The 20,489-nt window shown below is 70.6% G+C and carries 20 protein-coding genes and 1 pseudogene; 11 read left to right on the plus strand and 10 right to left on the minus strand.

Annotated features, from left to right (window positions below):
- Positions 1–32 precede the first annotated feature (32 nt).
- The 3 genes and pseudogenes from ACIPSE_RS33895 (at position 33) to ACIPSE_RS33905 (ending at position 4,224) form a co-directional block, all read left to right on the plus strand.
- Positions 33–1,366: pseudogene (locus ACIPSE_RS33895) on the plus strand (L-serine ammonia-lyase).
- 97 nt (positions 1,367–1,463) lie between these two features.
- Complete coding sequence (locus ACIPSE_RS33900; protein WP_401670318.1) at positions 1,464–2,702, plus strand: amidohydrolase; 1,239 nt, start codon at positions 1,464–1,466, stop codon at positions 2,700–2,702.
- A gap of 79 nt (positions 2,703–2,781) precedes the next feature.
- Positions 2,782–4,224: an amidohydrolase gene (locus tag ACIPSE_RS33905; RefSeq protein WP_401670321.1), complete on the plus strand. Its 1,443-nt coding sequence runs from the start codon at positions 2,782–2,784 to the stop codon at positions 4,222–4,224.
- A 94-nt stretch (positions 4,225–4,318) separates the two neighbouring features.
- On the opposite strand, the gene ACIPSE_RS33910 is transcribed toward ACIPSE_RS33905, so the two are convergent.
- On the minus strand, positions 4,319–5,053 hold the full coding sequence (locus ACIPSE_RS33910) for a TetR/AcrR family transcriptional regulator (RefSeq protein WP_401670323.1): 735 nt from the start codon (positions 5,051–5,053) through the stop codon (positions 4,319–4,321).
- A 234-nt stretch (positions 5,054–5,287) separates the two neighbouring features.
- Between ACIPSE_RS33910 and ACIPSE_RS33915 the strand changes: the two genes are divergently transcribed.
- Positions 5,288–6,376 (plus strand): zinc-binding dehydrogenase, encoded by a 1,089-nt coding sequence (locus ACIPSE_RS33915; protein ID WP_401670325.1) that lies wholly within the window; start codon positions 5,288–5,290, stop codon positions 6,374–6,376.
- Positions 6,377–6,433: 57 nt separating this feature from the next.
- On the opposite strand, the gene ACIPSE_RS33920 is transcribed toward ACIPSE_RS33915, so the two are convergent.
- The 3 genes from ACIPSE_RS33920 to ACIPSE_RS33930 form a co-directional block, all read right to left on the minus strand.
- Complete coding sequence (locus ACIPSE_RS33920; protein ID WP_401670327.1) at positions 6,434–7,006, minus strand: hypothetical protein; 573 nt, start codon at positions 7,004–7,006, stop codon at positions 6,434–6,436.
- Positions 7,007–7,174: 168 nt separating this feature from the next.
- Positions 7,175–8,917, minus strand: a complete 1,743-nt coding sequence (locus tag ACIPSE_RS33925; RefSeq protein WP_401670330.1) for an esterase — start codon at positions 8,915–8,917, stop codon at positions 7,175–7,177.
- 289 nt (positions 8,918–9,206) lie between these two features.
- On the minus strand, positions 9,207–10,484 hold the full coding sequence (locus ACIPSE_RS33930; protein ID WP_401670332.1) for an oxygenase MpaB family protein: 1,278 nt from the start codon (positions 10,482–10,484) through the stop codon (positions 9,207–9,209).
- Positions 10,485–10,624: 140 nt separating this feature from the next.
- Between ACIPSE_RS33930 and ACIPSE_RS33935 the strand changes: the two genes are divergently transcribed.
- Positions 10,625–11,188: a TetR/AcrR family transcriptional regulator gene (locus ACIPSE_RS33935; protein ID WP_401670335.1), complete on the plus strand. Its 564-nt coding sequence runs from the start codon at positions 10,625–10,627 to the stop codon at positions 11,186–11,188.
- Here ACIPSE_RS33935 and ACIPSE_RS33940 read toward each other — a convergent pair.
- Both ACIPSE_RS33940 and ACIPSE_RS33945 read right to left on the minus strand, forming a co-directional pair.
- Positions 11,163–11,447, minus strand: coding sequence for a helix-turn-helix domain-containing protein (locus ACIPSE_RS33940; protein ID WP_401670612.1), 285 nt, complete (start codon positions 11,445–11,447; stop codon positions 11,163–11,165). The two genes, ACIPSE_RS33935 and ACIPSE_RS33940, sit on opposite strands and share 26 nt — an antisense overlap.
- Positions 11,444–11,812, minus strand: coding sequence for a VOC family protein (locus ACIPSE_RS33945; RefSeq protein WP_401670338.1), 369 nt, complete (start codon positions 11,810–11,812; stop codon positions 11,444–11,446). The genes ACIPSE_RS33940 and ACIPSE_RS33945 overlap by 4 nt, the downstream gene beginning before the upstream one ends.
- 63 nt (positions 11,813–11,875) lie before the next feature.
- On the opposite strand from ACIPSE_RS33945, the gene ACIPSE_RS33950 reads away from it, so the two are divergent.
- Entirely contained in the window at positions 11,876–12,349 is a 474-nt protein-coding gene (locus tag ACIPSE_RS33950; protein WP_401670340.1) for a MarR family winged helix-turn-helix transcriptional regulator, read from the plus strand.
- A gap of 88 nt (positions 12,350–12,437) precedes the next feature.
- Here the strand turns inward: ACIPSE_RS33950 and ACIPSE_RS33955 are convergent, their stop codons facing one another.
- From ACIPSE_RS33955 to ACIPSE_RS33965, 3 genes are all read right to left on the minus strand, one after another.
- Positions 12,438–12,824, minus strand: coding sequence for a hypothetical protein (locus ACIPSE_RS33955; RefSeq protein WP_401670342.1), 387 nt, complete (start codon positions 12,822–12,824; stop codon positions 12,438–12,440).
- 303 nt (positions 12,825–13,127) lie between these two features.
- The gene (locus ACIPSE_RS33960) at positions 13,128–13,799 is read right to left on the minus strand and encodes a hypothetical protein (RefSeq protein ID WP_401670344.1); all 672 of its coding nucleotides are present in this window, start codon (positions 13,797–13,799) and stop codon (positions 13,128–13,130) included.
- Positions 13,800–14,069: 270 nt separating this feature from the next.
- Positions 14,070–14,930, minus strand: a complete 861-nt coding sequence (locus tag ACIPSE_RS33965; protein ID WP_401670347.1) for an SDR family oxidoreductase — start codon at positions 14,928–14,930, stop codon at positions 14,070–14,072.
- An 88-nt stretch (positions 14,931–15,018) separates the two neighbouring features.
- Between ACIPSE_RS33965 and ACIPSE_RS33970 the strand changes: the two genes are divergently transcribed.
- Together ACIPSE_RS33970 and ACIPSE_RS33975 are read left to right on the plus strand one after the other, a co-directional pair.
- Entirely contained in the window at positions 15,019–15,747 is a 729-nt protein-coding gene (locus ACIPSE_RS33970) for a TetR/AcrR family transcriptional regulator (protein ID WP_401670350.1), read from the plus strand.
- A 240-nt stretch (positions 15,748–15,987) separates the two neighbouring features.
- Positions 15,988–16,869 (plus strand): alpha/beta fold hydrolase, encoded by an 882-nt coding sequence (locus ACIPSE_RS33975; RefSeq protein WP_401670352.1) that lies wholly within the window; start codon positions 15,988–15,990, stop codon positions 16,867–16,869.
- 111 nt (positions 16,870–16,980) lie between these two features.
- On the opposite strand, the gene ACIPSE_RS33980 is transcribed toward ACIPSE_RS33975, so the two are convergent.
- The gene (locus tag ACIPSE_RS33980) at positions 16,981–17,643 is read right to left on the minus strand and encodes a hypothetical protein (protein WP_401670355.1); all 663 of its coding nucleotides are present in this window, start codon (positions 17,641–17,643) and stop codon (positions 16,981–16,983) included.
- A gap of 321 nt (positions 17,644–17,964) precedes the next feature.
- Here ACIPSE_RS33980 and ACIPSE_RS33985 point away from each other — a divergent pair, with 321 nt between their 5' ends.
- The 3 genes from ACIPSE_RS33985 (at position 17,965) to ACIPSE_RS33995 (ending at position 20,446) form a co-directional block, all read left to right on the plus strand.
- Positions 17,965–18,531: a hypothetical protein gene (locus ACIPSE_RS33985; protein ID WP_401670358.1), complete on the plus strand. Its 567-nt coding sequence runs from the start codon at positions 17,965–17,967 to the stop codon at positions 18,529–18,531.
- An 86-nt stretch (positions 18,532–18,617) separates the two neighbouring features.
- Complete coding sequence (locus tag ACIPSE_RS33990) at positions 18,618–19,742, plus strand: sensor histidine kinase (RefSeq protein WP_401670361.1); 1,125 nt, start codon at positions 18,618–18,620, stop codon at positions 19,740–19,742.
- 74 nt (positions 19,743–19,816) lie between these two features.
- Positions 19,817–20,446 (plus strand): response regulator, encoded by a 630-nt coding sequence (locus ACIPSE_RS33995; RefSeq protein ID WP_401670614.1) that lies wholly within the window; start codon positions 19,817–19,819, stop codon positions 20,444–20,446.
- Positions 20,447–20,489 lie beyond the last annotated feature (43 nt).

A 20,489-nucleotide genomic window follows, 5' to 3' on the forward strand; every position in this document is an offset into this window, starting at 1 on the left:
CGGACACCCTGCTTCCCACCGCGGCCACCCCACTGCGCTCCGCCCTGGACCTCTTCTCGGTGGGCATCGGCCCCTCGTCCTCGCACACCGTGGGACCGATGCGCGCGGCAGCGGCCTTCGCCCGCTCCCTGCACGGACAACCGATCGACCGTCTGGAGATCGAACTCCTCGGCTCCCTGGGCTCCACGGGCATCGGACACGGCACCCCCGACGCGGTGATCGCCGGATTGCGCGGACTGGACGCCGCGACCTGCGACCCCGCCGAGATCCTCGGCGGATGGCGGAACCTGGGAGAGGGCGGCGAACTGCTCCTGGCCGCAGGAACACGGGTGCGGGTGCGCACGGACGACGTCCGTCTCGTCCCCGGCGTCCGGCTGCCCGGACACCCCAACGCCCTGCGGATGCGGGCCTGGCGCGCCGACACCGTCCTCACCGAGCGGGTCTACTACTCGGTGGGCGGCGGCGCGATCGTCGAAGAAGGCGCTCCGCCCGCTCCCGCTCCCACGCACACCCTGCCGTATCGGTACACCTCGGCCGACGAACTCCTCGGCTGGTGCGCGCAGGAGCGGTGCGGGATCGCGACGATCGCCCGCCGCAACGAGGAGGCCCGCCACGGCGCCGCCGTCCTCGACCAGGGTCTGACCGACCGCTGGACCGCGATGCGCGCCTGCGTCACCGCCGGGCTCGCCGCCCACGGCGAACTGCCCGGCGGCCTCGGCACCCGCGGCGGGCGGGCGCGCTGGCAGCGTCCCTGCGCGCCGACCGGACCCCGCCCGGCTCTCCGGAGTGGCTCCAGGCGTACGCGATGGCCGTGAACGAGGAGAACGCCGCCGGGCACCGGGTCGTCACCGCCCCCACCAACGGCGCCGCCGGCATCATCCCGGCCGTCCTGCACCACCACCTCACGGCGTCCGGCGCACCCGAGACGGACACCGTCGCGGAGTTCCTGCTCACCGCGTCGGCGATCGGCGGACTGCTGGCCCGCAACGCGTCGATCTCCGGCGCGGACGTCGGCTGCCAGGGCGAGGTGGGCTCCGCCGCCGCGATGGCCGCGGCCGGCTGCTGCGCCGTCCTCGGCGGAACACCCGCGGTCGTCGAGAACGCCGCCGAGATCGCCCTCGAACACCACCTCGGTCTCACCTGCGACCCCGTGGCCGGTCTGGTCCAGATCCCGTGCATCGAACGCAACGCGATCGCCGCCGGTACGGCCGTGTCGGCGGCCCGGCTGGCACTGCGCGGCACCGGCGAGCACCGGGTCTCCCTCGACGTCGCCGTCGAGACCATGCGGCAGACCGGCCGCGACATGTCCCACCGCTACAAGGAGACCTCGGACGGCGGCCTCGCCGTCACCGTCCCCTACTGCTGACCAGGACCCGCCCCTCGGCTGGTCCCGCCCCGGTCCCACCAGATCTCCCCTGCGCCGACCGGTTCCCTCCCTGTCCCCTCACCCACCAGGAGTCCCTATGACCACCGCACCCGCCCGCGCCCGCACCGCCCGCGCCGAAGAACTGCGCGCCCGCGTCCTGGACGCGATCGACGAACGGGCCGGAGAACTGCTCGCGTTGAGCCACGCGATCCACGCCGACCCCGAACTCTCCTACCAGGAGCACGCCGCGGCCGCACTCGTCGCCCGAGCCGCCGAGAACGCCGGATTCACCACCGAGGTCGGCGCCTACGGCCTGGCCACCGCCGTCGAGGCCGTGACCGGAGACGGCGAACTCACCGTCGCCGTGTGCGCCGAGTACGACGCGCTGCCCGACATCGGACACGCCTGCGGCCACAACATGATCGCCGCGATGGGCGTCGGCGCCTCGCTGGCCCTGGCGCAGGTGACCGAGGAACTCGGCCTGCGCGTCAAGCTCCTCGGCACGCCCGCCGAGGAGCACGGCGGCGGCAAGGTCGACCTGCTCCTGGCCGGAGCGTGGGAGGACGTCGCCTTCTCCCTGATGGCCCACGGCAGCACCGGCCCCGACGCACCCTGCGACGCCATGCGCAGCACGGCCGTGGAGCGACTGGAGATCGAGTACACCGGCCGGGCCGCCCACGCCGCCGGCGCCCCCACCAAGGGCGTCAACGCGGGCGCCGCGGCCACCATCGGACTCACCGCGCTCGGCCTGCTGCGCCAGCAGCTCAGCCCCGAGGTCAACGTCAACGCCTTCGTCTCGCACGGCGGCGAGGCCACCAACATCATCCCCGAGCGGGCCGTCGTCCAACTGGAGGTCCGCGCCTACGACCTGGACGAATGGCGTGACCTGCGGAGGCGCGTCCTCGCCTGCTTCGAGGCGGGCGCCGTGGCCACCGGTTGCACCTGGACCCACCGCCGTACCGAGCACCCCTATGCGCCGCTGGCCCCGCACGCCGGGCTCGCCGAGCTGTGGAACCGCAACCTGACCGGACTGGGCCGCGTGCTCGACCCCGGACACACCGTCGGCGGCGGCTCCACCGACATGGGCAACGTCTCCCAGGTCGTGCCCTCCATCCACCCTCTGGTGTCCGTGCTGGGCCACGAAGCGGTCGGCCACCACGCCGACTTCACCGCCGCCGCGGCCAGCCCCGAGGCCGACGCGGCCGTCCTCGACGGAGCCAAGGCCCTCGCGCTCACCGTCGTCGACGCCGCCCTCGACGAGGACCTGCGCGCCGAACTGCTGCGCCTGCGGAACGCCCGCCCGGAAGGCGCGACCCGCACCACCCTCGACGCCTGACACCCCTCCGCCCTCACCACCCCCTCTGCCCTCACCACCCTCTCCGCCCTCTCCGCCCGAGCAAAGGAGTCGCCCCGTCATGACGTCCGTACAGGCCCTCACACCCCTGATCGCCGAACTCGCCCCCACCTACCACCGGCTCAGCGACGCCGTCTGGGACCACCCGCAACTGCGCTGGGAGGAACATGACGCCGTCACCCGCCACATCGAACTCGCCGAGAGCGAAGGCTTCACCGTCACCCGTGACATCGGCGGCATCCCGACCGCCTTCCAGGCGGAGAAGGGCAGTGGCGGCCCGCTCATCGCGTTCCTCGGCGAGTACGACGCGCTGGCCGGCCTCAGCCAGGAATCCGGCGCCGCGGCCTGCCGCCCCGACCCGGACAACAGCACCGGACACGGGCACGGCTGCGGCCACCACCTGCTGGGCGCCGGTTCCCTCCTGGCCGCGGTCGCCCTCGCCCGCCACCTGGAGACCGAGGGCCTGCCCGGCCGCGTCCGCTACTACGGCTGCCCCGCAGAGGAGGCCGCCGCCGGGAAGTCGTTCATGGCCGCCGCAGGTGCCTTCGACGACGTCGACGCCGCCCTCACCTGGCATCCCGCCGGCGGCACCGGCACCCACTCCACCCAGACCCGCTGTCTGGCCTACGCCCAGGCACGCTTCCGCTTCACCGGCGTCGCCAGCCACGCCGGAGTCTCCCCGCACCTGGGACGCAGTGCTCTGGACGCCGCCGAGCTCATGAACGTCGGCGTCAACTTCCTGCGCGAGCACATGCCCGACAGCGCCCGCATCCACTACGCCTTCACCGACGCGGGCGGCACCTCGCCCAACGTCGTCCCCGCCCGGGCCGAGGTCTACTACCTGGTGCGGGCCGAGACGGTCCCGCAGATGCAGGCGCTCTACGACCGCGTCGTGGCCATCGCGGACGGCGCCGCCCTGATGACCTCCACGACCGTGGACGTACGCCTCGACGGCGCCAGCGCGGAGATCCTGCCCAACCGCGTACTGGAGGAGGCCCTGCACGCCACGCTCACCGAGGTGGGCGGAGTCCCCTTCGACCAGGAGGACCAGGAGCGGGCCGCGGCCTTCACCGACGCCTTCGCCCCCGAGGACATCCGCGCGGTGCGGACGGCGTGCGGCATGGCCCCGGACGACCCGCGCTGTCTGCACGACGGTGTGCCCGAACTCGGCGCCCCCGAGCACCGCCCCCTCAATTCCGGCTCCAGCGACGTCGGGGACGTCAGCTGGATCACCCCCACCGTCCAGATCCTCAGCAGCGCCGTCGCCTTCGGCACCCCCTGGCACACCTGGCAGTACGTCGCCCAGGGCAAACTGCCCGCGGCCCACAAGGCGGTCACCCATGCCGCGACCGTCATCGCCGCGACAGGCCTCGAACTGATCACCCGGCCCGACCTGCTCGCCGCGGCCCGCGCCGAACACGCGGCGACCACCGCCGTCACGCCCTACGTCTGCCCCATCCCGAAGGGCCTTCTGGCACCGCCGGCGCGGACTCCGGCAGGCTGAAGGCTCCACTGCGACGGCTTCGGCGGATCCCTGTCCGCCGAAGCCCTCACGGTGTCGCGGCCGGATTCAGCGGAGGCGTCGCGCTCCGAGGACCTCAGCGGTCGGCGGGTCCTGCGGCGCCCGTGCTGGACAGCCAGTCCGGGAGCATCGTCTCCGCGGCGGAGACGAACAGATGGGGGTCGCGGGGGGACGGCAGGGCCAGCCAGGCCTCGACGATGCCGACCTCCCCGTAGGCGACGAAGCGGCTGTAGGCCTCCCGTCGCCAGGCGACCGGCCCGCCGGGCTCCTCCGAGGCCGGGGCCGAGTCCGGGGTGGGGGAGTCGCTCCGTGGAGCGGGACCGAGGGGGAGCATGCCCGGCTCGCGGTCCAGCAGGGCACGGACCGAAGCCGTGAAGTGCTCGACCAGCAGCCGGTGGAGCGCGGGGCTGCGCTGACCGACGAGCCCGGTGGTGTAGACGGCGTCGTAGCGTTCGAGGTGGTCGATCAGGGCTTCCGACGCCCGCTTCCAGACCTCGTCGGCCGGCCGCCGGGCCTCCAGCGTGTCCTCGATCCAGTCCGCCCGCAGCTGGTCCAGCTCCTCGTACAGCACCTGCTCCAGCACCGCGGCCGGGGTGGCGACGTGGTTGTAGAAGGTGGTCCGGTTGACGCGGGCATCGCGCACCAGGTCGGCGACCGCGATCTCCTCCACCGGCCGCTCCCGCGCCAGTCGCAGCACGGCCTCACGCAGCCGGGTGCGGGTGCGCTGCGCGCGGACGTCGAGGACCGCCTCCTGCCCGTCGCCCGGTACGGATGCCGTCGCACTCGACGGTGACGCTGTTGATCCGGACATGCGGAAAGCCTAGCCCACACACATGACGTGCACTAATCGACAGGTGTCTCTTTACTTTCTCGGTGTACGGAGCAACAATCGGCATGTGGGGCAAAGCGGCCCGAGATGCACCGGGACGCGCCCACGACCGCGTCTCGCGCCGGCACTCGCCGAGTCCACGGGCGCCACGCGGCCTACCTCCCGGCACTCCGCACAGGGCGGGCCGGCGGCACGTGAACCGAAAGAAGCAACGCCATGAAGGCATCCGTCACCAAGGGTCTGGGCCAGGGATTCGTCGTCGAGGAGGTCGACCTGGCCGACCCCGTCGCGCACGAAGTACGGGTCCAGGTCCAGGCATCCGGCCTCTGCCACTCCGATCTCAGCGTCGCGACCTTCATCGGCGAGGATTTCCCCGTCGTGCTCGGTCACGAGGTCGCGGGGGTGGTCACCGAGACCGGCTCCCAGGTGACCCAGGTCAAGGTCGGCGACCATGTCGTCGGCAGCCTCATCCAGTACTGCGGCGCCTGTGTGAACTGCCTCAGCGGACGCACCCACATCTGCCTCGACCCGGGCTCCACGTTGCGTGCTCCGGGCGAGCCCTCCCGGATCACCTGGAACGGCGAGCCGGTCGCCCAGGGAATGGGCCTGGGCGGTTTCGCGCAGGAGATCCTCGTCCACGAGAACCAGCTTGCCGTGGTGCCCGACGCGATGCCCTGGGCCCCGGCTGCCCTCATAGGCTGCGGCGTCCTCACCGGCGCGGGAGCGGTCCTCAACAGTGCCGAGGTCCGGCACGGGGAGACGGTGGTCGTCATCGGGGCCGGCGGTGTCGGCATGAACGCCGTCAGCGGGGCCCGGATCGCCGGAGCCTCCCAGATCATCGTCACCGACATCGAGGACGCCAAGCTGGAGCGCGCCAAGGCGTTCGGAGCCACCCACGTGGTCAACTCCCGCACCACCGACCCCGTCGAGGCCGTCCGCGACATCACCGGGCACGGGGCCGACCATGTCTTCGACTTCGTCGGAGCCCGCACCGTGACCGCCCAGGGCCTTCAGATGCTCGGCAAGGGCGGAGGCCTCTACCTCATCGGCGTCAGCGCCAACGACGCCGGCGTCGAGGTCAACTCGATCGCCACCCTCAGCGCCTCACAGAAGGTGCAGGGCGTCTACATGGGCTCCTCGAACCTCAATCGCGACATCCCCCTCTACGCGTCCCTCTACCTCCAGGGCCGCATGAACCTCGACGACCTCGTCTCCAAGGAGATCGGCCTCGGCGACATCGACGCCGGCTACGAAGCACTGAAGGACGGCGCCACGGCCCGAGTCGTCATCACCGACTTCTCCTGACCACCACTCGCCGTAGCCCCGGACACCGTCCTGGGGCTACGGCTCGGCGCACCGGGCTCAGAGTGCGAACGCCTCGGTCAGGCGTACCCGGTAGCCGTCCTCCTCCATCAGTACGACGGTGACGCCGAACGGTGACGGGTGGTCGAGCTCGAGGGGGACGAAGGAGTAGTTCACCGCGGCCTGGATCGGCGTCGGCAGCGGGCCGCCCGGCTGGGGCGCCGGAGGCGGTGCCCAGTCGGGGGCGACCGACGCCGTGCCCTCGGAGGTGAGGGCCAGGAGCTGCTCGGTGTACGGGAACTGGTGCAGGACGTGTCCGTCACGGGTGGCGACGACCATGTTCAGGCACGGCGTCGGGCCGACGGCCGGCGTCTCGCAGACGGTGGCCGTGTCGTGGGTCTCCCAGACCAGGACCACTTCGTCCGCGCCCGCCGCCGCGGCGATGTTCGAGAGTTCCGCGATCCCGGTGAGCGCGTCCTGGCCGCTTTTCAGGGGGCGGGCCCAGACCATCCCGACCAGCTCGCCTCCCACCAGCGGCATGATGAGCGGGCGCGGAACCGTGCCCTCGGCCAGCCCGGTCGTGTGGGCGCTCCTCGCCACATCGACCAGCGCGTCCCACACCTGTGCTTCCACCAGATCCCCTCCACCCTCGATACCGGATCACTGCACCCTGACACGGGGTTCGAGGCCGTGTCAGCGAAATGATCAGCCCGTCGCCGAAAGTGGTGGCCGGAGGAGGAACCGGGCAGGGCGCCCGACCGATGCCGCTCGGTCGGACGCCCGTGCCGTTCCGCGGAGTTGTCACTTCCCGGTGATGGACTCCACCCAGGCGATGAAGTTGGTCGTGGAGTCGCCGGTGCGCTCCGCCTGCGTGTGCCCCTGGGCCCAGACGGTGGCGAAGTCGACGTCGTGGACGCCGTAGTTCCGCAGGGCCAGCAGGAGGTTGATCTCGGTGGTGTTGCCGGTGTCGCCCTGCATGATGCCGGTGCGGATGCGCCAGTGGCGTGCCACCTGCGACCGGCGGTAGCCGGCGAAGGCGGGGGAGAGGTAGTACATGGGGTCGTACGCGTCGGCCCGCCAGGCCATGTCCTTGCCGACGCTGTCCTTCTTGGCGAAGTCGCTGTCATAGGCGGCGGAGCCGTAGTCGGCGTTCCAGTCGGGGTACGTCGCGTACACCGTCTCGTTCGCCTTGATCACGTCACGGGTGAGCGGCGCGAAGTGCGACGGGGCGTTGAGGCCCATCGCGAAGACGTTGTTCTCGGTCTGCGCGCGGGAGACCCCGTCGAACGCCCCGACCGGCTTGCTCGCCGTCTTCTGGCTCCGGGCGAAGCCCTCCAGGCCGGAGACCGTCGCGGTGTTGGTCGTGGCGTCGTAAGTGACCCAGGTGCTCTGGGTGTTGAGGTAGGCGATGTAGTCGGCGACCGTCTCGTAGGTGACGCTGGTTTCCGAGCCGGATCCGGGCGGGCCGCTCCTGGTCGTGACGGTGTAGGGGAAGGTCGTGTCGGCCAGGAAGTTGTTCAGCGAGGTGGTGATCACCTCGATCAGGTGGTCGTAGTAGCTGCCAGCCAGGTGGATGCCGCTGCTGGACTCGGTCAGCCGCAGGCGCCTGCCGTGTTCGTCGCGCAGGGCCAGGCGGTTGATGTAGGCGGGCCAGGCCTTGGCGAGGTCCGTGGAGTAGGCGCTGGTCCAGGTGCCGGAAGCGCGGGTGCCGGTCGACGCGAACTGCCCCATGTTCCACTCGTAGGACAGATTGGACTCCTGCAGATTGGTGATCGGGCACCAGGCCATGACACCGGCGACGGCGTCGCTGAGCGGTCGCCCCTTGGCGTCCCGCATCGCCGCGCCGATCGAGCGCAGGTAGGGCTCGTACAGGGCGCTGTCACCGGACGCGCCCGCCACGGTGTCCTGGGCGCCGCCGCCGCTCATGCCGAACAGGACGATGTCGTCGGTGCTGCCGGGCAGGACACCGCGGTTGTACCGAAGGAAGCGGACCGCGGCCTTGAGGTCGGTCACGCCCCAGGGGGCGGCGTCGGACCGGGTGGTGGTGGAGCTGTCACGGCCGCGCAGCCCGGGCCACACGTAGATGTGCCCGGCCTCCAGGTACTTCGACACGCTGCTGTAACTGTAGGACGTGGCCGGCTTCTGCCCCGCGTAGCCAGGGGTGTTGACCGGGATGACGAGGGGCGCGGTGCGTCCCGTGTAGGCGCCGGCGATGCCCTTCGGGTTGAGGGTCGCGGTGTACGTCGTCCCGTCGCTGTTCGCGGTGGCCTTGAGGTAGGCGCCCGGCACGTAGATCGACAGGTGCTCGTAGTCCGCCGCGGCCGGGTCGGTGACGTACACCTTTCCTATCTGGTAGTACACGTCGTTCGTCGCGTCGTACGACCAGGCGGTGGTGTCGAAGGCCAGGGCGTCGGCGGAGGACGTGTTCGAAGCGCCGCTCGACGTCGTGGTACTGGCGAAGGCGTTGCCTGCCGCGCCCTCGGCGACTCCGAATGCGGCTGCTGCCGCGGCCCCCCGGATGACGGTTCTGCGGTTGATGTCCACCCGTAGATCTCCTTGCGCAGCGGGATACGTGGTCACAGCCGTACCCGCGCGCCCGGTGGCACCGGGGCGGGCCGTGCTGTGCGGCTCGATCGCGCTCCAGACTGTAGGCAAGGAGGCATTAGATTGTTGACAATATCGATGATAATTCTGTTAGAAGGTGGGTGGGGGGATTGGATTCGGACAGTCCCCTCGTGTGGATGGAGGGGGGAGGGGGGCGCCTGGCCGCCGCGAGGTTCACAAGATCGGCAGGACTTGCAAGCGTGAGCTCAGCGAGGCGTACGCCTGCTGTTCATGGGCGCATCTCGCCGACATCCGGCTTCCGGTCCCCGAAGTACCGTTCCAGATGACGCTGGTTGAACCGGTCGCCGCGACGCAGCAGATAACCCTTCCCCGTCGCCGTGCGGCCGAGCAGGTGGTGGCGCAGGATGTTCGCCGCCATCAGAGGAGGGACGGCCCAGGGGAGGGCCACGGGCAGACCCAGGTCGCGTACGCCTCGGCGGCCGAGGAAATAGCGCAACATGCTGAGCAGGCGTGCTCTCGTGTAGGCGCGTCGCAGTCCGGCGAAGCGCGCGAAGTGCAGAGCGCCCTGGGCCTCCACTATGGCGGTGGCCAACGACGGTCCCGCGGCGCCTCCGTAGCTCTGGGTCAGCAACAGGTGGTAGTTGAGGCGGTGTTGGTCGCGCTCGCTGTCGCACAGCCAGTCCTCGTCCACGCCGATCAGCCAGCCGATGTACTTCCACAGGTGCATCAGGGCACGTGACTCGGCGCGCGTCACACGGACGCCGAGCAGGCGCACACCGAGCAGTTGGACGGCGTTGAACAGACCGAGGGTCGCGGCCATGTCGGACCGGTTCACGGGCAGGCCCAGGCGCGCCGTGTCCCACTGCCCGTCCGCCTCCACCTGGTGGTTGACGAGTGCGTGCATGAGGCGCACATGCACCGTCAGCCGGAATCCCGCGCCGTCGCGCCGCATGGCGTCGTGGCCGTTGACCGCGATGGCCCACTGCTGGGTCTCGGCGAGCCGCCGCAGCGCGGAGTCCCCCGCCAGACCGCCGGTCCGGACCAGGACATCGGTCGCACCCCTGAAACGGTAGGAGCCGATCAGCGCCAACTCCATCAGCGCGTCAGCTGCGTTGGGGCCGAACCTCCGTGAGACCTCGCCGCCCTCGTTGAGCAGATCGAAGTCCACCCAGTCCGGTACCGGGTCGACGGTGGCGAAGAACTCCCGCAGCGGCGCGGGGGCTTGGGGCACCGCCTCGATGCCGTGGGCGAGGGCGTGCCGGAACTGCCGCATCGTCACCCGGTCGGGATGCGTGGTGTCAGCCATCCGCAGGGCCCGGGCCAGAGCGGCCCCGGCCTCGTCGCGGGTCATGAGCCGGTTCCCGATCGTGTCCAGCAGCGAGGAGTCCACCGTGCCCCGCCGCCCCAGCAACAGACGCAGCGGACGCCCCAGGCGAAGATTGACGTCCTCGGTCTCGCGGAAGCGGACCGGATGCCCGACCGGGCTCGTGGTGCGGGCACTTGGCTCGACGCGGCCGTGTGGGAGTGGTGCCTCCTGTGCAACCATGAGCCGATGCTGACAGCCCCTCGTACTCGCGTTCAATTCGCGTTCTGAAGGCCATGCCACCGCCGCGACGCAGCACGCCGAAGAGCACGGTCGCTCGCGTTTCACCACGCCGGACTCCGCGCCAGGAGCGCTCCCGGGCGATGCTGGAGCGCCTGCTGGAAGCGGGGCGCGAGACGCTGGCCGTCCATGGCTACGAGGGCGCGTCGACCAGCCGCATCGCCGCGACCGCCGGGGTCAGTCCTGGCTCGCTGTACCAGTACTTCCCGCACAAGGACGCCATCGTCTCGGCCGTCATCCAGCGGCACAGCGACGCTCTCGTCTCCCGCGTGGCCGCGCAGTTGTCGGGCCAGTTCGACCAGCCGGCGCCGGTGGTCGTGCGCACCACCTTCGCCGTGCTGCTCGACGGACTCGACGTCGAACCGCCCTTCCTGCGCGCCGCGGTCGAACACGGCCCACGGCTCGACGACGGCCGCACGCTGCGCGCCTTCGAGCACCGCATCGGCGAGCTGGTGCTCGCCTATCTGACGACGCGACGGGAGGGCCTTCGGTCCGACGTCCCCCTGGAGAGCGCCGTGTGGATGCTGGTACGCACGGTCGAGCACCTCACCGTGCGCTACCTGCTCGACCGGCCACCCATCTCACGCGACCAGTTCCTCGACGAACTCGGCCGCATGGCCCTCAACTACCTTCGACCGCCCGGGTAGTCGACGGCTGTCTCCTCGCGTACTCGCCCGGCGCGCTACCGGTCCACCGCTTGAACGCGTGACTGAACGCGGACGGGTCGGCGTAGCCGAGAGCGTCCGCGACGGACTCCACCGTGCGCCCCGAAGCCGGCAGACCGGCGGCGAACCCGCTCGCCACGTCGATGGCCGGCACGCTGAACGAGGTCCCCTCCCCACGCAGGGCACGTCTCAAGGAACGCTCGCTGAGCCTGAGTTCGGCGGGAGGTGTCTGACCGGTCAGGTGCGGTCGTGGAGTGTGACCTGGTAGCCGTCGGGGTCGGCGAAGGTGAAGGTCCGGCCGAAGGGGCCGTCGATCGGTGCGGAGGTGATGGTGTGACCGTCGTCGGCGAGTGCGTCGTGGATGGCCTGGACGTCGGTGGCGTGGAGCCAGATCGCGGCCCCGATGCCCGGCTGGGGGACGGATGCGAGGTCGGTGCCGGGGACGATGTCGCGGAGCGCGAACGCGATCGGCTTGGTCTCGAAGACGACGGCGTGCGGAGGGCCGGCCGGCGAGCGGACGAGGCCGAGGTACTGCTCGTAGAACGCCTGTGAGGCGTCGAGGTCGCGTACTTGGAACGAGACGAAGTCGGGGCCGGTGGCGGGCATGGTGACGCTCCTCATTTCCGTGTCAGTTTTCTGACATGCAGGAACCTATGTCAGAATGCTGACATGAGTCAAGAAGGTGTCGGCGTCGACCTGGAGACGTCACTGGGCTACCTGCTCAAAGAGGCGTCGAGCGCTCTTCGCGCGGCCATGGAGGAAGTGCTGCGGCCGCTCGGGATGAGCGTGACGCACTACTCCTGCCTTGAGCTGCTGGCGCAACGGCCGGGTCTGTCGAACTCCGAGCTCGCGCGGGGCGCGTTCGTGACACGGCAGACCATGAACGTGCTGCTCCAGGCCCTGGAGCGGGACGGCTACGTGACCAGGCCCGCCCAGGCGCCCGTCGGGAAGGTGCTTCCCGCGCAGCTCACGCCCAGCGGCCGGCGAAGTCTGGAGAAGGCGAGCGCGGCCGTCCGGTCCGTGGAGGCCAGGATGCTGGCCGGCCTGACCGAGACCGAACAGTCGGGTGCGTTCCGGATCCTGCGGAGCATGATCGGTTCTCTGCATGGCGGCAGCGGCACCCCGGACCCCGTCGTGCCGTAGCGGCGGACCCATGAATTCAGGGCCCCTTCCGAAGGGAAGGGGCCCGCGGCGAGGCGTCCCGTGCTCAGGTCCTCTCTCGGCCTGCTCCTTACCTTGCGCGCGCGCCTTCTGCGGTGCGGGCCACGCCGCGGGCCCACAGGACGAGCGGCACTTGCAGGGGTAGACGGCCCAGCGCGGCGGCCTTCTGCGCTGCGGGCCGATGGCGCCAGTCGTAGGCCATCTTCACGTTGGCGGGGAAGACCCCGACGAACAGGGCGGCACTCGCCAGGGCGGCCGTGCGGCGGGTGCGGGGAAGGGCGACCCCGGCGGCGAGCGCGAGTTCGGCCACTCCGCTGGCCTTCGTCCAGGCGCGCGGCGAGCCCGGCAGCGAGCGAGGCACCATCGCGTCGAATTGCCGCGGGACGGCGAAATGCGCGGCACCTGCCAAGGCCAGAAGGCCGGCCAGCATCAGCGGGGAACGGTCTGACCGGGACACGGTGCCTCCTGCGATGATCTGCCGAGTGATGTTACCGGACGGTACAGCGAGTCGTTCCTCGGTTCCATACCGGGGTTGACCATCCCGCGACCGGCGACCGGCGACCGGCGACCGGCGACCGGCGACCGGCGACCGGCGACCGGCGGCCCGCGACTGGCGGAGGGCGGCGGGGTTATCTGGGAGGTGCCGGCCCCGCACCGGTCGGGCTGATCGACGGCAGCGGCATCTCAAGCGCATATCGGGTGCCGACGCCCGAACGCCCGGCGGACGCAGGAGCGACCGCCGGGTGCCAAGGGCGACGTCTCACGCACTCACCGCGGGCTGAGCCATGCCCCTCCTGGGAGCCTTCCGCGCGCTGCGGTACGTGGTGATCCCGACGGCGAGCAGCCAGTAGCTGAGGATCGCCCCCATGAGGGCGGTCGTGCCCCAGCCGTTGGCCGCGTAGAAGTGCGCCGGGGTGTTGCCGAAGAAGAGCGACGGCATGAAGGCCAGGTTGATCGCCGCGAGGGCGTATCCCGTGCGGTACGTCCAGCGGGGCAGCAGGCCGGAACGGCTGACCGCGTGGGCGAAGGCCGCCAGGAACATCGCGAGCAGCATGCGCGAGACGGTGCCGTACAGGATGTAGGTGCCGTCGACCGTGATGGTGGGGTCGATGGAGTGGTCGGTGGCGATGACGGCTCCGGCCTCCAACCCGCTGGAGACGAGGGTGATCGTGGCGTAGGCCAGGCCCGCGGCGAAGGCGAGGGAGCCCGCCCACTCCTGCTCGGGCGCCGCTGTTTTCACGAGTTCACGGAAGGCGGTGGCGAAGACCAGCACGCAGCCGAGCGCGATGATCCCGATGAGGAGCCTGGCCAGCACGTTGGAGTCCGGCGGGGGCCCTGAGTAGACGAAGTAGAGCGGCACTTCGAGGATGAGTCCCGCTGCCGCGGTGATGCCTGCGACTCCGGTGAAACGCCGTGCGCCGGTCTCGTTCATGAGGTCCCCCTTCGGGCAGGTTCCGCGCTGTCACGCGGACTGTCGATGAAAGAGATCCTCGTCCGATCGCGGCCGACTGTCCCTGGCCCTGGTGCCCGTAACGCGGGTGGACCTGACGACACCCCTGCCGGTGTCGCGGGGAGCCCGCTGGGTGCCGATCGGTCGGATCCGGACGGGCCGGGTCCTCGTGGTGCCGGGCCTGCGCGTGCTCGTGGCCTCGTGCCGACGAGTCGGGCACCGGGTGGCCGCGGTGTCCGCGCGGGACGGGTGTCATCGCTGCCAGGCCTGCTCCAGTTGGGTACGGAAGGCGGCGGGCGGTCGTCCGAGCAGATCGGCCAGTGTGGGATCGACGGTGCTGAACTCGCCGTGCCGTGACGCGTCGAAAATGCTCAGCAACAGATCGGCGATCGGGGCGGGGGTGCCGTGTGACAGCGCCTGATCGCGGAAGGCGCCGTCGGGGACGACCGCGCGGTTGAAGGGGCGTCCGGTGGTCCGGGACGCGATCACGGCGAGGGCGTCGAAGTCGAGGGCGGCCGGTCCGGTGAGCGGTGGGGTGGGCCCGTCGAAGCTGTGCTCCTGGGCGAGGATCGCGGCGGTGGCCTCGGCGAGGTCGTCGTGAGCGGTCCAGGCGACGGGGCCGTCCGCGGGCAGGTGGACGTCGCCGCTGTGGCGTGAGGGCTCCAGGAACTGCAGGGCGCTGGAGGCGTAGAAGCCGTTGCGCAAGGCGGTCCAGGGCAGGCCGGTGGCCCGCAACAGGTCCTCGGTGTGGGCGTGGTCGCGGCATGCCTGGAAACGGGAGTCGTGGGCGGCGCCCATCTGGCTGGTGTAGAGGATGCGGGCGGCCCCGGCTTTCACGGCGGCGTCGATGGCGGTGCGGTGGCCGTCGACGCACTCCTTGCCGGTGCGGTCGAGGGAGACGAGGAGCAGGTGCTCGGCGTCCTCGAAGGAGTGCGCGAGCGAGCCTGGATCGTCGAAGCTGCCCGGCCTGACGCGGACGCCGAGATCGGCGAGGTCCTGGGCCCGGCGTGGATCGCGGACGCTCACGCCGACGCGGTCGGCCGGCACACGCCGCAGGAGGCGTTCGACCACGCTTCGGCCCAGCTTGCCGGTGGCTCCGGTCACGATGATCATGGGTTCCCCCAAGGTTGATATCGATGGAATCAGTGGAACGGTATCATCGATATTAACGCTGGAACCAGATTCCCGATAACATTGATCCATGGCCCTAGGTGACACCACTGACAGCGCCCGCCGACGCATTGTCACGGCGGCGGTCGAACTGCTGGAGAACGGCGGACCGGACGCGGTGAGCACGCGCGCGGTCGCTGCCGCGGCCGGGATGCAGCCGCCGGCGATCTACCGCCTCTTCGGCGACAAGGAAGGGCTGCTGGAGGCGGTCGCCGAGCACGGGTACGCACAGTTCCTGGAGAGCAAGCGCTCCCAGCTCGAATCGACCCCCACGGACCCGGTGGAGGAACTCCGCTGCGGCTGGGACCTGGTCGTGGAATTCGGCGTCACGCGCCCCGAGCTGTTCGCGGTGATGAACCGGGCCACCGGGCGGGCATCGGAGGCGGCGCATCGCGCGGGCCTGGAGATCCTCCACGCCCGGGTGCGACGGCTGGCAGCCGCGGGGTGGCTGCGGGTCGACGAGGAACTGGCCGCCCAGATCATCCAGGCCACCGGCCAGGGCGCGGTCACCACCTGGCACTCCACCCCTGTTGAGCGCCGCAATCCCGCACTCATGGCCATTCTGCGCGAATCCATGGTCGCCGCCGTCACCCTGGCCGAGCCGACCCTCCCCGCAGCGGAGAGCGGACCCGCCCCCGCGGCCCGCGCCCTGCGTGCCGTGCTGTCCGAGGGGGCAGGCGTGCTGAGCGACGCGGAACAGCGCCTGATGACGGAGTGGCTCACGCGCCTGACCGGGGACGACCGAGTGCCGCGTTCATGACCGCTGCATTCGCTTCGCACCCCTACGGCACAGCTCCCGCGAACCGCTGAAGCGGCCCGAGGGGGCGGGAACACGTGCTCTCGGTGGCCCCACCTGCCGGCTCTGGTCGGGCGTCATGACGTATCGGTGGCCGATTCCCGAGGAGGGGCCCGGTGGATCACGGCGGGCTTCAGCGGAGACCGCAGGTCACGTGGGGATATTCGGGTGCGCGCGGGTGTGGGCCGTGGCACGCTCCCCTTCATGTCGATCATTGACGTGTCTCCTGAGGTGTCCCTGGCGTACGAGAGCTTCGGGGATCCCGGAGACCCTCCCGTCCTGCTCGTGATGGGCTTCGGAGCGCAGATGCTCGCCTGGCACGAGGACTTCTGCCGGATGCTGGCGGATCGGGGCCGCTATGTGATCCGGTTCGACAACCGCGACTGCGGCCTGTCGACCAAGTTCGAGGACCACCCCGTCGACATGGGTGAGTTCATCGCCGCGGTGAGCTCCGGGGACCTCCCCACCGCTCTCGCGATGATTCCCTACCGGCTCGTGGACATGGCCGATGACGCCTTCGGCCTGCTCACCGCGCTCGGTGTCGACCGCGCTCACGTCGTCGGCGCCTCCATGGGCGGAATGATCGCTCAGACCATGGCCCTCTCCCGGCCGGAGCGGGTGCTGACCCTGACGTCGATGATGTCCTCGACCGGCGAGGAGGCATACGGCAGGCCCAGCCCCGAAGCGCAAGCGGTGCTGTTCCGGCCCAAGCCCGCGGGACGTGAGGAGTACATCGCGGCGTCCGAGAGGGAACTGGTGTGGGCCTCCCGGCGCTACGGCGACGCCGCCGTGGTGCGCGAGCTGGCAGCCGCGAGCTACGACCGCGCCTTCTACCCCGCCGGAGTCGGCCGACAGCTGGGCGCCATGATCCTCAGCGGGTCACGCGCGGACGCCCTCCGCGAGCTGCGGGTGCCCACGCTCGTGATCCACGGCCTGGACGACAGGCTCATCGACCCGAGCGGGGGACAGCGCACCGCGGACCTCGTTCCCGGCGCCGACCTCCTCCTGGTCCCTGACATGGGCCACGACCGCCCGCGCGAACTCTGGCCCATGCTCGTCGATGCACTGGTGGCCCACACCGGCTGATCCGGAGCGGGGTTCGCCGATGGCGAGGGGCAAGACCGAACGGGCCGTGACGCCGGGAAGGCTCTCCGGATCGGCTGAGTCGGGCCGGTGCGCCCTGGCGAAAGCGCAGCGCTATCCGACGGACCAAGTGGTCACCTCCATGACGAGACTGCCGTCATCGCTGGTGTCGACCACATGGACCCAGGCCACGTTGTTGTCATTGGTGTACTGGCACCAGTCCAGATCTTTTCGGAGCTGGAACGGCGAGTTGGCGGGCGAGGACCGGATGCCTTCCTCGCAGCCCGCCGCATCCAGGGATTCCATATTCGTGGTGGTGTCCAGGGCATTGCTCAGCCACGCATTGTGAGTGCCTTCAATGCAGGGTCCGCCATCAATGCGACCGGATTCCGCGTTCACCCTGGGTTCATCCAGGTCGACAAACATGAAGTTCCCATTGCACACCCCGCTCTGAGGTGGAATCGAGACCTTCGAAGCGGCGAGGATGGGTGTGTACGCATCTTCGGTCGCCGCAGGCGAAGTTGAGGCGCGTGTCGATGAACTGCCGTCCGACGCCTGGGGCTCGGTGGTGACTGTGGTCGTGACGGTAGCCGTCACGGTCTGGGTCACCGGAGTCCCGGCAGGCGAATGAACGCCCGCCGCCGGCAAGGCGATGAAACCGAGCAGGAAGGTCAGGGCCGAGGCGATGGCTCCGATGACGGAAGCCAGGGCATTCCAGTGCTCCGGAGTCTTACGTCCTTGTGGCGGTCGATGATTTGACGGCGTGAAATAGGTCATGGTCCCCCCGAACGGAATGAGTCCAGATCGTCTCACTCAGGCGAAACCGACGCACCCGTTCCGTGAAATTGTCACCTACGGTGAATTCCTGGCCATGAACAATCGGGACACGTCGACTAGTCGGGTTCCCGACCAGAAATCGCCAGTATCCGTCAGGAGTCATCCGCGTCCGTCAAGAGCCGTCGAGAGCCGTCACGGCCGGCGAGACGGGCGTCCGTTCCCGGTCCGGTGAGTCCGGTGGAGTTCCGGCTGCTCGGACTCCACCCGGAGTTCCACCCATGGGTCCAGGTGCATACGGGCTCCCGGGAACAGTCTTGAGGCATGACAACGACCGACTGGATCACCGACATCGCCCTCCTCCTCGTCGTCTTCCGGCAGCTGCGGGAGGGGCGGCTCGACGCCAAGTCGTATCTGATCCCTCTGGGGATCGTGGCCTTCGTCGCGCACAGCTACCTGAACACCGTGCCCACGGCCGGCAACGACCTGGTCCTGATCGGGACGCTCGTCGCCGTCGGCGCGGCCCTCGGCATCGCGGGCGGCGTCTACACCCGGATACGCAAGAACGGTACGCACCTCTTCATCAAGGCGGGCGCGGTCTCCGCGGCCCTGTGGGTGCTGGGCATGGGAGCGCGGATGGGCTTCCAGCTGTGGGTCGACCACGGCGGCGCCGACGACGTGGGCCGTTTCAGCGTGGCTCACCAGATCACCACGCAGGACGCGTGGGTGGCCGCCTTCGTTCTGATGGCGCTCACCGAGGTGGTGACACGGCTGGGCACCATCTACCTCCGTGGCCGCATCGCCCTCCGGGAGCGGCAGGGACAGGAGCAGGAGCAGGAGCCGACGCTGGACGGGCGGGGCGCGGCGGTCGCCGCGGACCGGACCGTCTGATCACGGGATATCGTCGCGCGGTGTCCGCTTCCGACAATCCTCCAGCCCCCGGGCCGGCCCCCTCGCAAGGGCCCGGCCCTCGGGTCGTGACCCGGCACGACGCCGGCCTCCAGTGGGCCGTCACCCTGCTGATCATCGCCATCGCGGTCTCCACCGTCCGGCCGGTGGGCCTCAGCGGCCGGGGCCTGGTCGTGGTCGCCCTGCTGGTGGTCAACTCCCTTGCCCTGATGGCGAGACATCTGCCGGCCGACTTCCCGCCCCGGGCCGCGCTGGCCTGGCTGACCACCGGTGTCGTGGCGGCAGCCGCCCTGCTGGAGGCGAGCAACCGCGGCTCCGGATACCTCTTCGCCTACTTCCTGGTCGGCCACGCGGGCTACCGCCTGGCCCTCAAGCAGGCCCTTGCGGTCGCAGCGCTGTCCAGTCTGCTGTGCGGGGCCGTCTTCTACTTCTACGTCGGTCCCGATCACCAGGTGCTCACCTGGACCTTCGGCCTCAGCACCGGCGTCCCGGTGGTCGCCGGAATCCTGGGCCGCAGCAAGCAACAGGCGGTGGAGGCGCGGCTCGACGCGGCCGAGTCCGCCGAGCGGGCCGCGCGGGCCGAGGCACGTACGGCCGTGCTCACCGAACGGGGCCGCATCGCTCGCGACGTCCACGATGTGCTGGCTCATTCGCTGGCCGGGATCAACATGCACCTGGAACTGGCGGACGCCCTGATGGACACCGGGGACATGGAGAAGGTCCGCGCGGCGCACAACAAGGCGCAGGGCCTCGTCAAGGAGAGCCTCAAGCAGGCGCAGTGGACCGTGCACGCATTGCGCGAGGACTCCCTTCCGCTGGTGGAGAGCCTGACCGCGATGATCGAGTCGTCCGGCCACCGCGAGGTGCTCACCGTCACCGGAACGGTCCGAGAGCTGCCCGCACAGGTCACCCAGAACGTGCTGCGTATCGCCCAGGAGGCGCTGACCAACGCGGCCCGGCACGCTCCCGGGGCCGAGGTGGAGGTGGCTCTGGCCTTCGACGCGGACTCCACCCGCCTCGCCGTCCGCAACGGGCCCGCGACCGGCGAGGCCGCCGCGGGTGTCGGCAGCGGCATGGGGCTGATAGGAATGCGTGAACGCGTCGCCCTGCTGGGCGGCACCCTCACCGCGGGTCCCCTCACCGAGGGACAGGGCCGGGGCGGCTGGCAGGTGGAGGCAGTGATCCCAGGATGACGACGAACGAGTCGGCCCACGAGCCTCGGAACCCGAGGAACCCGCAGGATCCGGCGACCGAGCGCGCGCTGAAGGTGGTCGTCGCCGACGACCAGGCCGCGGTCCGCGAGCCGTTGGCCGCTGTCCTCGACCTGACCGAGGGAATCGACGTCGTGGCCGGCGCCGCGGACGGCACCGAAGTGCTCGCCGCCGTGGCCGCCGGACCGGTCGACGTCGTCCTGATGGACCTCCGCATGCCGGTCATGGACGGCACCGAGGCGACCCGCCGGCTGAGCGAGGAGCACCCGGAAACGGCCGTGGTCGTCCTGACGACCTTCGCCGACGACGACTCGATCCTGGCCGCCCTGAGTGCCGGAGCCCGCGGCTACCTCACGAAGAACGCGGGCCGACAGGACATCGTCCGTGCCATCCGCGCCGCCGCCGCTGGACAGGCGGTACTCGACCACGAGGTGCAGAACCGCCTCCTCGCCACCGTCCGTACCCGCCCACCGGCCGGCGTCCAGCCGCTTCCCCCGGACCTCACGCGCCGCGAACGCGAAGTTCTCACGCTCATCGGCCAGGGCCTTCCCAACCGGGCCATCGCCGAAAAACTCTTCATCAGCGAGGCCACGGTGAAGACCCACATCAACAACCTGTTCGCCAAGGCCGGCATCCAGGACCGCGCCGACGCCGTCCGCCGCGCCCTCGCCGCCGGCCTGGCCTGACCCGAGGCCGAGTTCCGGCCGGGGGCCGTCCGCCTCCGCCGCC

It is taken from the genome of Streptomyces sp. NPDC090106 (assembly GCF_044747265.1).
Taxonomy (GTDB): Bacteria; Actinomycetota; Actinomycetes; order Streptomycetales; family Streptomycetaceae; genus Streptomyces.